General features: G+C 70.1%; 15 protein-coding genes. 1 reads left to right on the forward strand and 14 read right to left on the reverse strand.

Annotated features, from left to right (window positions below):
- Nucleotides 1-107 precede the first annotated feature (107 nt).
- The 6 genes from dapB to LB310_RS14705 form a co-directional block, all read right to left on the reverse strand.
- Nucleotides 108-875, reverse strand: coding sequence for a 4-hydroxy-tetrahydrodipicolinate reductase (gene dapB / locus LB310_RS14680; RefSeq protein WP_096226536.1), 768 nt, complete (start codon nt 873-875; stop codon nt 108-110).
- A 617-nt stretch (nt 876-1,492) separates the two neighbouring features.
- Complete coding sequence (gene pnp, locus LB310_RS14685; RefSeq protein WP_278806590.1) at nt 1,493-3,736, reverse strand: polyribonucleotide nucleotidyltransferase; 2,244 nt, start codon at nt 3,734-3,736, stop codon at nt 1,493-1,495.
- Nucleotides 3,737-4,008: 272 nt separating this feature from the next.
- Entirely contained in the window at nt 4,009-4,296 is a 288-nt protein-coding gene (gene rpsO / locus LB310_RS14690; protein ID WP_015538750.1) for a 30S ribosomal protein S15, read from the reverse strand.
- Between the two features lie 240 nt (nt 4,297-4,536).
- Nucleotides 4,537-4,992 (reverse strand): GNAT family N-acetyltransferase, encoded by a 456-nt coding sequence (locus tag LB310_RS14695; protein WP_161959767.1) that lies wholly within the window; start codon nt 4,990-4,992, stop codon nt 4,537-4,539.
- 168 nt (nt 4,993-5,160) lie between these two features.
- On the reverse strand, nt 5,161-6,312 hold the full coding sequence (locus LB310_RS14700; protein WP_301155291.1) for a sensor histidine kinase KdpD: 1,152 nt from the start codon (nt 6,310-6,312) through the stop codon (nt 5,161-5,163).
- 63 nt (nt 6,313-6,375) lie between these two features.
- Nucleotides 6,376-7,074 carry a response regulator transcription factor gene (locus LB310_RS14705; protein ID WP_278806586.1) on the reverse strand — a complete coding sequence of 233 codons (699 nt, stop codon included), beginning with the start codon at nt 7,072-7,074 and terminating at the stop codon, nt 6,376-6,378.
- 213 nt (nt 7,075-7,287) lie between these two features.
- Here LB310_RS14705 and LB310_RS14710 point away from each other — a divergent pair, with 213 nt between their 5' ends.
- Nucleotides 7,288-8,106, forward strand: a complete 819-nt coding sequence (locus tag LB310_RS14710) for a C39 family peptidase (protein WP_301155292.1) — start codon at nt 7,288-7,290, stop codon at nt 8,104-8,106.
- Here LB310_RS14710 and LB310_RS14715 read toward each other — a convergent pair.
- The 8 genes from LB310_RS14715 to LB310_RS14750 form a co-directional block, all read right to left on the reverse strand.
- Complete coding sequence (locus LB310_RS14715; RefSeq protein WP_087189745.1) at nt 8,091-8,339, reverse strand: TIGR03905 family TSCPD domain-containing protein; 249 nt, start codon at nt 8,337-8,339, stop codon at nt 8,091-8,093. The two genes, LB310_RS14710 and LB310_RS14715, sit on opposite strands and share 16 nt — an antisense overlap.
- A gap of 82 nt (nt 8,340-8,421) precedes the next feature.
- Entirely contained in the window at nt 8,422-9,192 is a 771-nt protein-coding gene (gene recO / locus LB310_RS14720) for a DNA repair protein RecO (protein ID WP_301155293.1), read from the reverse strand.
- Nucleotides 9,193-9,197: 5 nt separating this feature from the next.
- The gene (locus LB310_RS14725; protein WP_301155294.1) at nt 9,198-10,778 is read right to left on the reverse strand and encodes a PASTA domain-containing protein; all 1,581 of its coding nucleotides are present in this window, start codon (nt 10,776-10,778) and stop codon (nt 9,198-9,200) included.
- A gap of 153 nt (nt 10,779-10,931) precedes the next feature.
- Nucleotides 10,932-11,849, reverse strand: coding sequence for a GTPase Era (era, locus tag LB310_RS14730; RefSeq protein ID WP_096226541.1), 918 nt, complete (start codon nt 11,847-11,849; stop codon nt 10,932-10,934).
- 72 nt (nt 11,850-11,921) lie between these two features.
- Nucleotides 11,922-12,416, reverse strand: a complete 495-nt coding sequence (locus tag LB310_RS14735; protein WP_224768046.1) for a diacylglycerol kinase family protein — start codon at nt 12,414-12,416, stop codon at nt 11,922-11,924.
- 20 nt (nt 12,417-12,436) lie between these two features.
- Nucleotides 12,437-12,904: an rRNA maturation RNase YbeY gene (gene ybeY, locus LB310_RS14740; RefSeq protein WP_096226542.1), complete on the reverse strand. Its 468-nt coding sequence runs from the start codon at nt 12,902-12,904 to the stop codon at nt 12,437-12,439.
- 4 nt (nt 12,905-12,908) lie between these two features.
- Nucleotides 12,909-13,865: a PhoH family protein gene (locus LB310_RS14745; protein WP_096226543.1), complete on the reverse strand. Its 957-nt coding sequence runs from the start codon at nt 13,863-13,865 to the stop codon at nt 12,909-12,911.
- A 179-nt stretch (nt 13,866-14,044) separates the two neighbouring features.
- A complete protein-coding gene (locus LB310_RS14750; protein WP_301155295.1) occupies nt 14,045-15,190 on the reverse strand; it encodes a C39 family peptidase in 1,146 nt (381 codons plus the stop codon).
- Between the last annotated feature and the right edge of the window lie 89 nt (nt 15,191-15,279).

Raw genomic sequence — 15,279 nt, forward strand, 5'->3', positions numbered from 1 at the left:
GACTCCTCATCTCACTGCACGGCGGCGGGCGGATGGCATCCGCCGCGCCGAACCTTGCCTATCGTACAAACGTTTATTATGCCATGGGCGGAGGCTTGGTACCGCCCTCACGCCATGAAGTTCTCCAAACCTACAATCAGGCCCGACCGACCGCCCACGCTGCGGATGCCCAGCAGCACGCCCGGCATGTACGACTCGCGGTCCCACGAGTCGTGGCGGATGGAGAGCGTCTGGCCGAGCGAGCCGAACACGACCTCCTGGCTGGCCACGTAGCCCATGGAGCGCACGGAGTGCACGGGAACGCCTGCCACGAGCGCGCCGCGCGCGCCCTCGGCGCCCTCGATCTCCGTCTCGCGCCCGGGCGCCTCGCTCGCGCGCCCGCCGCGCGCCGCGGAGATGATCTCGGCCGTGCGCACCGCGGTGCCCGAGGGGGCGTCCTTCTTGTTGCAGTGGTGGAACTCCATGACCTCGGCCTCCGGGAAGTAGGGCGCCGCAGCCTTCGCGAACTCCATCATGAGCACGGCCCCCGTGGTGAAGTTCGGTGCGTAGAAGAGGCACGTGCCCGCAGGCGCGAGCGCGGCCAGCTCCTCGAGCGCGGCGTTGGAGAGCCCCGTGGTGCCCACGACGCAATCGACGCCCGCCGGCAGCGCCGCGCGCAGGTTGCCCGCCACGACGGAGGGCTGCGTGAAGTCCACGAGCACGTCGAACTCCGCGCCACCGAGCGCCTCGGCAACGCTGGCGAACACGGGGAACGCCGCGCTTTGCCCATGCGGGTCGATGCCGCAGGCCACCTCCATGTCCGGTGCCGCGCCCACCGCCTCCACGACGGTGGCGCCCATGCGGCCCGCACACCCCGACACTGCTACTCTGATCATGCGATTCCTGCCTTTCGTTCACGGTCTGGAACATCCTACCACGCGAAGCCGACCGAAAGGCGCATCGTTACCCCGGCGGCACCGTTTGGCGGACGGCAGGAGGGGATGCTTTTTCCTGTCGGCTTTGTCTTGTCAGCCGGCCGTTGTCGGACGTTCGGGAGCGGCCGGACAGGCGCATCCATTCAACCTCGCAGGTTGGCAGGGAGCGCCGGGGCGGCCGCCTCTGCACGCACGGTCCCGGCCGGCTGGTTTGAGGGAGGGAGATGTCGAGGCGGAGCCGCAAGCCATCGCCATCGTCTGCGGGATGCGTGGGGCTCGCGGCGGGACAGGGGGACCGGGACAGGGGGACCGGGACAGGGGGACCGGGACAGGGGGACCGGGACAGGGGGACCGGGACAGGGGGACCGGGACAGGGGGACCGGGACAGGGGGACCGGGACAGGGGGACGGTTCTCTTGTCCCACAGTATCTGTGGGACAAGAGAACCGTCCCCCTGTCCCGGTCAGAGAACCGTCCCCCTGTCCCGGTCTCCCCTCCCCTGTCCCTGCGTTCTGGGGCTTTTGATACGGCCCCTGAATAAAGAAGGAGGCCGCGTCCCCGCGGCCTCCCCGTTGTTTGCTAGCCCTCGTGGCGGCGGCGCGGCGTGCGGCCGTTGCCGTTGCCGCTGCGGTTGCTGCGGCCGGGACGGTTGTCCCGCTCGCTGCGCTCGCCGCGGTCCTCGCGGCGCGGGCGGTCGCTGCGCTCGCGGCGCTCCCCGCCGTTGTTCGCGCCCTCGGGGGCGTCCGGCTTGTCCAGGCGGTCGAGCGAGATCTTGCCCGTCTTCGGATCCACCTCGAGCACTTCCACCTTCACCACGTCGCCCAGCGCGAGCACGTCCTCCACGGAGGCCACGCGGCCGTTGGCCACGCGGGAGATGTGCAGCAGGCCGTCCTTGCCAGGCGTCAGCTTGACGAACGCGCCGAAGTCCTTGATGCCCACGACCTCGCCGTCGAACTGCTCGCCCACCTCGGGCTCCTTCACGATGCCCAGGATCATGGCCTTCGCGGCCTCGCCGGCCGGGCCCTCGATGGCGGCGATGTGGATGGTGCCGTCCTCCTCGATGTTGATCTGGGCGCCCGTCTCCTCCTGGATGCCGCGGACCACCTTGCCGCCGCTGCCGATGACGTCGCGGATCTTGTCCACCGGGATGTGGATCGTCTCGATGCGGGGCGCGAACTGCGAGAGCTCCTCGCGCGGCGCCTCGATGGTCTCCAGCATGGCGTCCAGGATGTGGGCGCGGCCCTCGCTCGCCTGCGCGAGCGCGCGGGCGAGGATCTCGACGGACAGGCCGCGGGCCTTATTGTCCATCTGCAGGGCCGTGATGCCCTTCTCCGTGCCGCACACCTTGAAGTCCATGTCGCCGAGGAAGTCCTCGATGCCCTGGATGTCGGAGAGGATGACCACGTCGTCGCCCTCCTTGATGAGGCCCATGGCGATGCCGGAGACCGGCGCCTTGATGGGCACGCCGGCGTCCATGAGGGCCAGCGTGGACCCGCAGGTGGAGGCCATGGACGAGGAGCCGTTGGACTCCAGCACCTCGGACACCACGCGGATGGCGTAGGGGAACTCGTCCTCGTCCGGCAGCACCGGCAGAAGCGCGCGCTCCGCCAGCGCCCCGTGGCCGATCTCGCGGCGCTTCGGCGCGCCCATGCGGCCCGCCTCGCCCGTGCAGTACGGCGGGAAGTTGTACTGGTGCATGTAGCGCTTGCCCTCGGCGGGGTCGATGGTGTCGAGGCGCTGCCACTCGTTCAGCATGCCGAGCGTCACCACGGACAGCACCTGGGTCTGGCCGCGCTGGAACAGGCCCGAGCCGTGCACGCGGGGCAGGTAGCCCGGCACGATGTAGAGCGGGCGGATCTCCTCGGGCGTGCGGCCGTCGGCGCGCTCGCCGGTGGCGATGACCATGGCGCGCATGGCCTTCTTCTCGAGCTTCTTCAGCTCGGCGGCGATGTCGCCCTTCCAGGCGGCGCGCTCCTCGTCGGAGAACTGCTCGGCCTTGATGCGCTCCTTGAGCTCCTCGACCTTGCCCATGCGCGACAGCTTGTCGGCGTCGTGCAGCGCGGCGGACATCTCGTCCATGAACGGCGCCACGCGGCTTGCGATGGCCGGGTCGGCCACGTGCACCGGCCACTCGACCGGCTGGATGTTCGCACGGTCGAGGAAGCGCTGCTGCACCTCGCAGAACGCGGCGATGGCCTCCTGGCCGAAGGCCATGGCGGCCAGCATGTCCTGCTCGGAGATCTCGTCGGCGCCCGCCTCCACCATGGAGATGTAGTCGGCCGTGCCGGCGATGGTGAGCTCCAGGTCGGAGTGCTCGGACTCCTCGAACGTCGGGTTCACGATGAACTCGCCCGTCTCGATGTCGCGGCCGATGCGCACGCAGGCGGCAGGGCCGTCGAAGGGGGCCGCGCCCAGCATGAGGGCGGCGCTCGCGCCCATGACGCAGATGGTGTCGGGCGGGTTCACGCTGTCCACCACGAGCGTCGTGCACACCACGTGCACCTCGCGCTTGAAGCCGTCCACGAAGCCGGGGCGGATGGGACGGTCCACCATGCGCGCCGTGAGCGTGCCCTTGTCCGAGGGGCGCGCCTCGCGCTTCAGGTAGCCGCCCGGGATGCGGCCGACGGCGTACATCTTCTCGATGAAGTCGACCGTGAGCGGGAAGAAGTCGTAGTCCTTCTCCTGCCCGATGACCGCCGTGACCAGCACGGTGGTGTCGCCCTGCGTGACGACCACGGAACCGGTCGCCTGCTTGGCCAGCTCGCCCGTCTCCAAGCGGTACTGCTTGCCGTACAGCTCGAAGGATTCGACGATTTTCTCCATATGCACATTTCTTTCTCTTCGCCTTGGACGCCCTAGTGCGGCCAAGCTTCTTCGGCGCCGTCCGCTCCCTGCGGGCGGGCCGCGAGCAGAAGCGCCCTTGCGCTTCCGACCGCTCTATACAGAAGGAAGCTGCGCGCTTCCGGCTGTCCTTTCCCCGCCGTCCCCGAAGGACGGCGCCCCTCCGACGCGCGGAGGGCGGCGGGCGGCTTGTCCGGCAGGTCCCCGCCGCCGCCTATGCGCGGGAGCCCGCATGTGCGGGCTCCCGGTTCGTGCTAGATGTTGTCGCGGATGCCGAGCTTCTTGATAAGGGCACGGTATTCCTCGATGTCGCGGTTCTTGACGTACTTCAAGAGGCCGCGGCGCTTGCCGATGAGCATCATGAGGCCACGCTGCGTGTGCTTGTCCTTCTTGTGCACCTTCAGGTGCTCGGTGAGGTTGCGGATGCGCTCCGTGAGGATGGCGATCTGCACTTCGGGGCTGCCGGAGTCGCCCTCGCCCTTGCCGAACTCCTTGATGAGCTCCGCGGTGCGCTCCTTCGTGATGCTGAGCTTGTCGGCCATGGTTCCACCTTTCCTTGGGCGCGCTCGCGCGCCGCCTCGTCATCGCCCCCGCCCGGCCAGGGCGGTTGCACTCGTTGCGCTCCCCTCTGGGTGGGCATGCGGTGAGACATGCGGACCAAGCGGAGAGTGCCTGCGTTTTCGCAGCCTGCCTATTGTAGGCGATGCCGGAAGGGCGGGCAAGCGCCCGTGGCCCTCACCCACAGGTTGCCCACATTGCGGCCGCCGGCAGGGCTTCGGCCGCTACCGCACCAGGTCCAGCTCCATGAACACGTCGGCCAGGGGGTTGTCGTCGTAGCGGTCGATGTCGCGGAAGCCTAAGCGGCGGTAGAGGCCGATGGCGTTCGCGGAAGTGGAGATGGTGTCGAGGCGCATGGCCCGAAAGCCCCGGGAGCGCGCGAGGCCGATGGCCTGCTCGGCCAGGCGCCGACCCCAGCCGTGCCCTTGCAGGCGCTCGTAAACGAACAGCGTCTTGAGCTCGCACACGTCCTTGGAAAGCGCCCGCACGCCCACGCAGCCGGCCACGTCGCCGCCGTCCTCTACAAGGCACCAGAAGGCCTCGTAGGCCGCCTCGACGTCGAGCAGGTGAGCATGGCGCCCCTCCGGGTCGAACGTGCGCCCCGACTCGGGCAGGCAGCGCGCGAGGAAGGCGCGCAGGGGCGCGGCGAGGTCGGGGCGGTAGGGCTCGATGACGGGCATGGGGCTCCTCTCGGTCGGTTGCGTCCCGTGCGGGCGGCGCGGGCACGTGCATAACGCCTTCATGATAGCGGCCCTTTGTTGCCGATCGATTTCAAGCTGGAATTTCGGGAACGCCCGCTGCGGGCCGCGCCCGGATGCCGCGTGCGGCGGATACGGCGGCCGCCCTCCTCACTTCCCCACGCTCGGGCCCTGCGGGATCCATACGGTGAACGACGTGAGGCCCGCGTCGCTCGTGGCGTAGATGTCCCCGCCGTGGGCGCGCGCGATCTCGCGCGCGATGGCGAGCCCGAGCCCCGCGCCGCCCCCGTCCGAGCCGCGTGCGGCGTCGGCGCGGAAGAACTTCTCGAAGATGCGCTCGAGGTGCTCGGGCGACAGCTCGCGGCCGCGGTCGGTCACGGTGAGCTCCCACCACACGAAGCCGTCCGGCGCGACCACGAGCCCCGTGCGCACGCGTACCTCGGTGCCCGCATCGGCGTAGGCCACGGCGTTCTTCAGCACGTTGTTCAGCACGCGCGCCACCCGCCCCGCGTCGGCGAACACGGGCAGCTCGTCCGGCCCGTCGAACACGAGCGAGAGGGAGCGCCCCTCGGCCAGCGGGTAGAACTCCTCTATCACCTGGCTCACGAACAGCGCGCCGTCGAAGCGCGAGCGCTCGATGGGGATGGTCTGCAGGTTGTAGCGCGTGATCTCGAAGAACTCGTCGAGCAGCTCCTCCAGGCGGTACGCCTTCGCCAGCGTTATGCCCGTGTAGCGCGCCCGCACGTCCACCGGCAGGTCGGGCGACTCCTCCAGGAGAGTCAGGTAGCCGATGATGGACGTGAGCGGCGTCTTGATGTCGTGGGCCAGGTACACCACGAGCTCGTTCTTGCGCTCCTCGGCCGCTTTCGCCGCGCGCTCGCTGCGCTCGCCCTCGGCCTTGATGCCGTTCAGGAACAAGGCCGTGGGCGCGAGCTCGCTCGGCAGCACGACGGGGCCCTCGCGCTTGGCCAGCACGTCGGTCACGGAGTCGAGCAGCAGGTCGAAGTAGCGCAGGGCCCGGTTGATGCCCGAGCGCACCACCAGCACGATTCCTGCGATGAAGCCCACGGCCACGCACACGAGGAACAGGTTCGCGATGGCCGTATGCACCCGGTAATTCTGGCCCACGAGGTTGTACGCGAGGTTCGACAGGCTCGATCCCAGCGTGTTCATGAAGCCGAGGAACAGCGCCAGGTACACGACGGCGAACACGACCACGTTCACCAGCGTGCGCCGCAGGACGCTGTTCGAGAGCCGTCTCGTCTGGTCCTGCTTCGCCTGGCTGAATCCGCTCGCATCCATCGCGCGTCCCTTCCCTCGCATCCGCCGCACCCGCCGCCGGCCGTCCGTGCGACGCCGATGCCGCTATCCCAGCTTGTAGCCCACGCCCCACACCGTCTCGACGAACTCCTGGGAGGAGTCGATGGCGGCCAGCTTCTTGCGCAGATGGCGTATATGCACCATGACCGTGTTGTTGGACTGGGCGTTCGCCACCTCGCCCCAGACGGCCTCGAACAGATCGCGCGACGCCACCGGCCGTCCGGCGGCGCGAAGGAGGCACGCGAGGATGGCGAACTCCTTGGGCGTGAGCGCGAGCGGCTCTCCGTGGAGCGTGGCCGCGTACGCCTCCTCGTCCACCGCCACGCCGCGCGCCTCGAGCAGCTGCGTCCCCGCGCGGCCGGCCGCATCGCCCGGAGCGCTGCGGCGCAGGCGGGCGCGCACGCGGGCCACGAGCTCGCGCGGCTTGAAGGGCTTGACCACGTAGTCGTCCGCCCCCAGCTCGAAGCCCACCACCTTGTCGATCTCCTCGTCCTTGGCGGTGAGGAAGATGATGGGCACCGAGCTCGTGCGCCGAAGCTCGCGGCAGCAGGCGAACCCGTCCATGCCCGGCATCATGACGTCCAGGACGACGAGGTCGAACGCCTCGTGCGCGGCCGCGGCCAAAAGGTCGGCGCCCGCGTAGAACGTGCGCACCTCGAAGCCGCCCTGGGCAAGCAGCTGGGCCAACAGGTCGGCGATGGCCGCCTCGTCGTCGCACACCGCTATGAGCTTCGTCTCCGCCACGCCCCGCTCCTCGCCGTTCCGCGCCCTCCGGGCGCCGGGCCGCTGCGCGGCCCTCGCTTCTCCTTGCGGCCATTGTATCGGCCCCGCCCCCGCCCACGGTGCAAGGAGGGGCATTATTAAGGAAAACATAAGGGATCCGTAGACGGTTCTCAAGGGACGCGGGGGCGCCGCATGGGGATACTGGAGAGGAGGAACCGAGGAAAGGAAGCACCCATGACGTACACGAACTCGTACCGCGCGGCGCATCGGCGGCCGGCGGGCCGCGCGGCGCGCGCCTCCGCCACCGCGCCGATGCCGCCCATAGGACGCAACGGCGCGCCCGCGTACTCGCGCACCTCCTACCGCGCATCGGCCCCCTCCGCGGCGCGCAGGCGCCGCTCTCTCGCGGTGCGCGCGGCGCTGGCCGTCGTGCTCGTGGCCGCGCTCGCCGGGGCGGGCTGGTACGCCGTCGGCACGCTCTCGGCCCTCGCTCACGGCGGGGCGGCCGCTGGCGCGGGCACGCCGGACGCCCCGCAGAGCACGCCCCGCAGCGCCTGGCGCGCCGGCGAGGTCCCCGCGCTCTACCAACGCGACCCCGCCTGGTCGCAGGCCCTCTACGGCGGCGACGCGTTCGGGGTGACCGGCTGCGGCCCCACGTGCCTGGCCATGGCATACGTGGCGCTCACGGGCAGGAGCGACCTCTCCCCCGCCGACGCCGGCGCGCTGTCCGAGCGGATGGGGTGCGCCTCCTCGGACGGCACGGCCTGGGACTTCATGACCGAGGGCGCCGCCCAGCTGGGGCTTACCGCAGAAGAGCTGCCCGCCGACGAGCCGTCGGTGCGTCGCGCGCTCGTGGCGGGCCGGCCCGTGATATGCAGCATGGGGCCCGGCGACTTCACCAGCACGGGCCACTTCATCGTGCTCGCGGGGATCGACGAGCACGGGCGCCTCGAGATCCGCGACCCGAACAGCCCCGAGCGCACGGCGCAGACCTGGGATTTCGATACGGTGCTACGGCAGTGCCGCAACCTCTGGGCCTATTCGGCCGCCTGAGCGGAGCGCAGCGCGCGCACGAGCTGGTCGGCGCACGACGTGGTGCGGCGGCCGCAGGTATTGCCCTCCAGCAGCGCCGCCACCTCGTCCACCGCCATGCCGCGGACGAGCTTCGACACGGCCTTGAGGTTGCCGTCGCAGCCGCCGGCGAACTCCACGTGGGACACGCGGTCGCCGTCCAGCTCGACGCTGATGGCGCGCGAGCAGACGCCGCGCGGGGTGTAGGTATGCATGGTTCCTTCTCCTTCTTTGCGGGCCGCCGCCTTGCAGCTGCGCGCCCCGGCGGCGGCCCTTGCCGGACGACGCTTTCGCGGTTCAGAACAGGCCGCAGGTGAACAGGAAGTTCAGCGACTTCAGGTTCGCGCCCACGTGCTCGTGCGCCCACTGCTGGCAGAAGCGCAGCACGGCGAACGACGTGGACGGGGGGACGTCGAGCTCGGCGATCTCGGCGAACGTCGAGCCCATGAGCGCCCTGCACCAGGCCACGGTCGCGGCCGGCACGTCCCGGGCTTCCACTGACGGACGGCAGGCGGGACACACGATGCCGCCCTCGCAGAAGGACAGGGGCACCGTCCCCGCTTCCGCACCGCCCCGGACTTCGGCCCCGCACACGGCGCACGACGACAGGCTCGGCCGCAGCCCCGAGAGCGCGAGCGCCTTCAGCAGGTGCGCCGCGCACACGCCCGGGGCCTGCGGTGCCTTGGAGGCGTCGAGCGCGCCGAGCGCCGCCTCGGTGAGCGCGAACAGGCGGGGGTTCGCGAGCCCCTCCTGGGTCACGCGGTCCAAAAGCTCGGCCATGGGCGCGGCGCAGGCCGCATGCTCCAAGTCGCGGCGCAGGCGCTCATGGGAGGAGGCGATGCGCGCCTCCTTCACGATGTCCAGGTTGCGGCCCTCCGAGCACAGCAGGTCGACCGAGGAGTACAGCTCCAGCCGCGCGGCGAACGGGCTCGAGGGCTTGCGGGCGCCCTTCGCCACGGCGCGCGCCTGCGAGCCGTCTTGGACGAGCAGGGTGACGATAAGGTCGCTCTCCCCCAGCTTCGTCTTGCGCAGCACGATGGCGCGCGCCGTGTACGTCGCGCTGGCCATCGTGCCTAGGAGACGCTCACGACGTTGTCGCTGTCGTCCCAGACGATGGTGCCGCTCTTCTGCTTGGCCGAACCGCGCACCGTCTCGCCGTCGAGCGTGGTCACGGCCGCTGCCGTCACGGTGAACGACGTCTGGTTGTAGCCGGTGTACTTCACGTCGTCGACCGAGACGATCTCGTAGGTCGTGCCGCCCAGGGAGATCGTGCCGATGCTGGAAAGGTAGTCCTTCGCGGCCGGCACGAGCACGCTCGCGCGCGACATGGCCACGTTCACCGTCACGGAGGAGCCCGATGCCAGCTTCTCGCCCGCGGCGGGGTTCGTGCCCACCACCGTGCCCTCGGGCACGTCCTCGGTGTAGTAGTACGCCACCTCGGGCACGTAGGAGGCCTCCTCCAGGGCGGCCTTCGCGGCATCGAGCGGCTGGTTGGCCACGTCGGGCACCGTGAAGGGCACGGCCACCGTCACGGTGATGTCCGTGGAGGCCTTCGCCTTCTCGCCGGCCTCCGGGGTCACGGACAGCACCGTGCCCTCGGCCGTGTCGGACTTCTCCTCGGCGAACGTCACGCGCGCGAAGTCCTCGGCCTCGAGCAGCTTCGCCGCCTCGTCGCGCGTCTTGCCCACCACGTCGGGGACGATGCGCGGCACCGCCACGTGGATGACCACCTCGGAGCCCTCCTCGGCGCGCCAGCCGGCCTCGGGGTCGGTGAGCAGCACGAGGCCCTCGGTCTCGTCGGACTTCACCTGGGTGGCGCGCACGGTGAAGCCCTTGCCCTCCAGCTGGTAGGTGGCGTCGGCCTGCGTCATGCCCGCCACGTCGGGGACCACCTTGCCGCCCCAGAGCTCCATCTGGTACGTGATGCCCGCCGCAGCGGCCGCAGCGGCCAGCAGCAGCACGATCACGATGGCGACCACGCGGCCGCGGCCGTGCTTCTTCTCGCGCGGGTCGGGTGCGCGGAACTCCTTCTGCTTCGGCGCGGCCTTGCCCTCGACGCGGGGCATCTCCATCGTGTCGCCCGAGCGCCACGCGGCCGCGGGGGGCGTATAGCTGGAATCCACCAGGCACTCGTCCAAGCCCGAGAGGTCCGCCGTGACCGCGGCGCTCGGCACAGCTGCCTGCTGACCGCCGTCCGCGGCGGGAGCGTCGTCGATGTCGCCGAAGTCGAACTCGTTGCCGTCCTCGTCCACGTCGACACCCGCAAGGCCGATGACCGGCAGCTTCGCGGGATCGAGCGGGCCCGAGCCCTGCGCCGTGCGAACGGCCGGGGACGCGAGGGGCTCCGGGTCGCCGGCCGGCCGCGCAGGGGCCGCTTCTCCGGCACCGGCGTCCGGGCCTTCCGCGGCCCCCGGCCCGTCGTCCTCGGGCGCGCCCGCCTCGCACGCGGGCAACCCCTCCGCCGCCTTGTCGACAGCGGCAGCATCGTCAACGGGTGCGGCGCCGCCCTCGGCCGCTATCGAGCGCAGCGTGTCGTCGCTCGTCGATGCGGCGGCCACGGCCGCCATGCGCCCGGTCAGCGGAAACCCGCACTCGTTGCAGAATTTCGCGCCCTCTTTGTTCTCTGATCGGCAGTTCGGACAGATCATGCTCATGCGTCTCCCTCGCGAAGTCAACTCCGTTGCGTATTGTAACGGAAAATCAGCGAGCGCGGCAGGGCATCCGGACGATGGCCGGTTTCGCGACAATACCTGCAAGAGGGCGCCGCGCCGAAGCTGCAGGCAGCCCCCCGCACGGGCTTCGCCTCCCTACGCGCCCTCGCCGTAGCCGAAGCGGCGGATCTGGCTCGCGTCGCGGCGCCAGTTCTTCTTCACTTTAACGGAGAGGTCCAGGTACACGCGGGTGCCCAGCAGCTGCTCCAGGTCGGCGCGCGCCTCGGTGCCGATCTGCTTGATGGCGGCGCCCTTCTTGCCGATGATGATGCCCTTCTGGCTGTCGCGCTCCACGTAGACCGTGGCGAAGATGCGGTGGAGGTCCTTCTTCTTGTCGTACTCCATCTCGTCCACGCGCACGCCGATGGCGTGGGGCACCTCGTCGTGGAACGAGCGCAGGATCTTCTCGCGGACGAACTCGGCCACCACCACCTCGATGGGCTGGTCGGTCTCCATGTCGGCGGGGAACCACGCGGGGCCCTCCGGCAGCAGGTACACGACCTCCTCCACGAAGGCCTCCACGTTTTTGCCCGTGGCCGACGACAGGCCCACCATGGCGTCCCACGCACCCAGGGCCTCGGCGGCCTCGCGCTGGGCGGCGATCTGCTTCTCCGTCGCCAGGTCGACCTTCGACAGCACGCAGATCTTCTTCGAGCGAGCGCGGGAGAGCTGCGCAGCCACCCACTCGTCGCCGCGGCCGATGGGCTGCGAGGCGTCGATGAGCATGGCCACCACGTCCACGTCCTCGAGCGCCTTGAGCGCCGAGGTGTTCAGCTCCTCGCCGAGGGCGTCGTGGGGCTTGTGCAGGCCCGGCGTGTCCACCAAGATGAGCTGGAAGTCCTCGCGCGTGAGCACGGCGCGGAAGCGGTGCCGCGTCGTCTGCGCCGTGTCGGACGTGATGGCGATCTTCTTGCCCATGATGGCGTTGATGAGCGTGGACTTGCCGGCGTTCGGCCTGCCCACGAGTGTGACGAAACCTGACTTGAAGCCCTCGGCGTGCGGTTGGAAATCCATAGCGTGCATCCTTATGATCGATGTTTGGGGCGCCCCCGGTCGCCCGTTCCAGCAAGGGGAAGCGGCCGTTTGCTAGCCGAAGAAGAGAGCCCACGCGCGCGGGCCGAACACCACCGCGGCCACGACCAAGGCCACGACGGCGAACACGAGCACGGCTCCCGCCCCGCAGTCCTTCGCCCTGCGGGCCAGCTCGTGGTACTCGGGCGACACGAGGTCGACCACGCTCTCGATGGCCGTGTTCACGCACTCGGCCGCGAACACGGCGGCGATGCAGAGGATCACCGCGGCCCACGAGGCCCCGTCGATGCGCAGTGCGAAGCCCAGCGCCACGGCCAGCACGGCTATGCCCAAGTGTATCTTCATGTTGCGCTGCGTGCGCACGGCATAGGCGATGCCGTCCCACGCGCACTTGAACGCGCAGACGAGCGAGAAGCGCGAGCGGGCGCCCTTGTCCGCGTCGTTGCGCACGAAGCCCTCGCCGCAGCAGGGGGGCTCGTCGCGCGCGTCGCTCCCGCCCCTGTCGGGAACGTCCACGAGATCGTCCTCCACCGCCGTTTCCGCAGCCACGCCGCCTCCCCGCCTCTCCGCTACACCGTGCGCTTCGACCACGCCTCGAGGATCTCGGCCTCGCGCTTCTCCATGACCTCGGCCTCGTCGTCGGCGATGTGGTCGTAGCCGCAGAGGTGCAGCAGGCCGTGCACGAGCAAGAGGCTGATCTCCTCCTCGAACGACGTGCCGAACTCGCGTGTCTGGCGGGCGGCCACGTCGGGCGCGATGATCACGTCGCCCAGCTCGTAGACGGGGTCCTCGGCCAGGGTCATGGCCGACAGGTCGTCGTCCACGCCGTCGCATTCGAAGGACAGCACGTCGGTGGGGCCTTCCTTGTGGCGGTACTTCTCGTTGAGCGCGGCGATGGCCTCGTCGGTGACGAAGCTCACGGACACCTCCGTGTTGAAGGGCTTGTCCTCGCGAGCGAGCACGAACTGCGCCAGCTCGTGCAGCGGCAGCTTCTCCAGCTCGTCTTTGCGGTAGTCGTAGTTGATCTGGATGTCCATGTTGCTATGCCTTCCTGGTGGCCTCGTCGTAGGCGGACACGATAGCCGCCACGAGCGAGTGGCGCACCACGTCCTTGCCCGTAAAGTCGCAGAATGCGATGTCGTCGATGCCCGAGAGGATGCCCCGCACGCCCTTGAGGCCCGAGATGCCGCGCGGCAGGTCGAGCTGGGTCACGTCGCCCGTCACCACCATCTTCGAGCCGAAGCCCAGGCGCGTGAGGAACATCTTCATCTGCTCGGGCGTGGTGTTCTGCGCCTCGTCGAGGATGATGAAGCTGTCGTTCAAGGTGCGCCCGCGCATGAACGCGAGCGGGGCGATCTCGATGACGCCGCTCTCGATGAGCTGGGTGGCGCGCTCCATGTCGGTCATGTCGAACAGCGCGTCGTAGAGCGGGCGGATGTAGGGGTCCACCTTCTCCGTGAGGGTGCCGGGCAGAAAGCCCAGGCTCTCCCCCGCCTCCACCACGGGGCGCGTGAGGATGATGCGGCCGACCTCCTTGCGCTTGAGCGCTGCCACGGCCATGGCCATGGCGAGGTAGGTCTTGCCGGTGCCCGCCGGCCCGATGCCGAAGGTGATGGTGTGCTCGCGGATGGCGTCCACGTAGCGCTTCTGGCCTGCCGTCTTCGGGCGGATGGCCCGTCCGCGGTACGTGAGCAGGATGTCCTCCCGCAGCGCAGCGGGGCTGAACTCGGCCGTGCGCAGCAGGTCGATGGCGTGGCGCACGTACTCCAGCGTGGGCTCGCCGCCGCCTTCCACGAGCTTGATGAGGTCGGAGAACAACGCCGTGAGCGACTGCACCTCGAGCGGGTCGCCCTCGAGCACGATGGTGTCGCCGCGCACGGTGATGCGCGAGGCGAACGCATCCTGCACGACATGGAGTATCTCGTCGGCCGGCCCGACGATGAGCGCCATGTTCACGCTCTGCGGGGCCGTGAGGGTGATTTGCGTCTGGTCTGTCATGGGGGCATTGTACCACGTACGGCTGCGACCGGCCTCGATGTCATCGAACCGACAAGGGAATATAGTGCAGGTGCCCAAATGAGCAGCGGCGGGCATGGAAACGTCGCCGAGAGGGCCCGGAGCGCAAGGCGGGCGGGAGAGGCGGAGAAACGCTTGCAGGCCGTTCGCCGGCGAGCGCGTCACGCGAGCCGGTAGGCCCACAGCGCCTTCGTCTGGCCGAGCACCGCGTCCACGTTCCAGCTCCGGTTCGAACGCTCGGCCGAGTACGGGTCGTTGACGGTAAGGTTTCCCGCGTCGTCGATGCCCGTGACGACGAAGAAGTGCCCGTTGTCGGTGAAGTCGCCGGGCCCGACGTTGCAGATGAGCACGGCCCCGCCCTCAAGCGCGGCGCGCACGCTGGCCGCGTCGGCAGCGACCTCCTTGCAGGAGAGGCCGAGCGAAGCCGCCTCGCTGACGAGGAACGTCGCGTCGGTGCCGTCGAACTGCGTCTCGTAGCCGCCCTCGCTCGCGCGCCTGCCCATGTCGTAGGGCGAGAGGTCGCCTTTGCCGGTGAGGCCCTGGTAGACCATGGCGAGCGACGTGGGGCAGCAGCCTGTCAGCGCGAACGCCGTGGAGCTGTAGACGGTGGATCCCCAGCGGGCATCCCACTGGTAGAGGCGCGGCACCTGGCCGGAGGCAGGGTCGTCCGTGCCGAGTGCGCTCTCGGCGGGGTAGGCATCGGGGAACGTGCGCACGAAGGGCAGGGCCTCGGGCTCCGTGGCCGCCAGCTTGAGCAGCTTGTACTGCACGGCCGCCCCGTCGACGGCGTAGGCGTCCGGATGGGCGGCGATCCATGCGGCGTCGTCGCTCGTCTCGGCCGCCTGGACGAGCCGGGCGGCCAGCTCGTCGCCGAGCACGGCCTTGAGCTCGCCCTCGTCGATGGGATCGCGCGGCGCCTGCTGCTGGACGGGGGCCTGGTCGGCCTCGTCCGGCACCGGCGCCGCCTCGCCGGCGGCCATGCAGCCGCGGACGCCCGCGACGAGCGCGATGACGAGCACGACCGCGACGACCGCGATCGCGAGGCGCTTGGGCCCGACGGCGCGCACGAGGTTCGTCGCAGCCTCGGAGAGGGCGAAGAGGGGCTCCGGGCCGTGCGCCTCCGACGAGCGTCGATTGCCCGTTCCGGGACGGCTCGAACGGAGGCGGCCCGAGCTTATCGGCCCATGCGCGTCGGGCGCATCGGGCGCGACGCTCTCGTCGCGTGAAGCGGGCGCCCCTCCGCGCATGCGGGCCTGGCGCTCCTCGAGCCTCCTCCGCGCCCGCTCGCGCGCCTCGTCATCGGCCATCGGCGCCTCCCGTCCTCTCCCGGTCATCCGGGAAACCATATCACACCTGATCCTATGGGGGAAGCTCCCCACACGCACGCCATATGGCA

Origin of the sequence: Gordonibacter sp. RACS_AR49, from assembly GCF_030418435.1 — a bacterium.
GTDB classification, from domain to species: domain Bacteria; phylum Actinomycetota; class Coriobacteriia; order Coriobacteriales; family Eggerthellaceae; genus Gordonibacter; species Gordonibacter urolithinfaciens.

Coding starts and splice junctions, on each gene's coding strand:
- LB310_RS14715 (WP_087189745.1), bottom strand. CDS start 8,339: ATGCATACCTACACCCCGCGCGGCGTCTGCTCGCGCGCCATCAGCGTC.
- era (WP_096226541.1), bottom strand. CDS start 11,849: ATGGATTTCCAACCGCACGCCGAGGGCTTCAAGTCAGGTTTCGTCACA.
- LB310_RS14725 (WP_301155294.1), bottom strand. CDS start 10,778: ATGAGCATGATCTGTCCGAACTGCCGATCAGAGAACAAAGAGGGCGCG.
- ybeY (WP_096226542.1), bottom strand. CDS start 12,904: ATGGACATCCAGATCAACTACGACTACCGCAAAGACGAGCTGGAGAAG.
- LB310_RS14710 (WP_301155292.1), top strand. CDS start 7,288: ATGACGTACACGAACTCGTACCGCGCGGCGCATCGGCGGCCGGCGGGC.
- LB310_RS14700 (WP_301155291.1), bottom strand. CDS start 6,312: ATGGATGCGAGCGGATTCAGCCAGGCGAAGCAGGACCAGACGAGACGG.
- rpsO (WP_015538750.1), bottom strand. CDS start 4,296: ATGGCCGACAAGCTCAGCATCACGAAGGAGCGCACCGCGGAGCTCATC.
- pnp (WP_278806590.1), bottom strand. CDS start 3,736: ATGGAGAAAATCGTCGAATCCTTCGAGCTGTACGGCAAGCAGTACCGC.
- recO (WP_301155293.1), bottom strand. CDS start 9,192: ATGGCCAGCGCGACGTACACGGCGCGCGCCATCGTGCTGCGCAAGACG.
- LB310_RS14695 (WP_161959767.1), bottom strand. CDS start 4,992: ATGCCCGTCATCGAGCCCTACCGCCCCGACCTCGCCGCGCCCCTGCGC.
- LB310_RS14745 (WP_096226543.1), bottom strand. CDS start 13,865: ATGACAGACCAGACGCAAATCACCCTCACGGCCCCGCAGAGCGTGAAC.
- LB310_RS14750 (WP_301155295.1), bottom strand. CDS start 15,190: ATGGCCGATGACGAGGCGCGCGAGCGGGCGCGGAGGAGGCTCGAGGAG.
- dapB (WP_096226536.1), bottom strand. CDS start 875: ATGATCAGAGTAGCAGTGTCGGGGTGTGCGGGCCGCATGGGCGCCACC.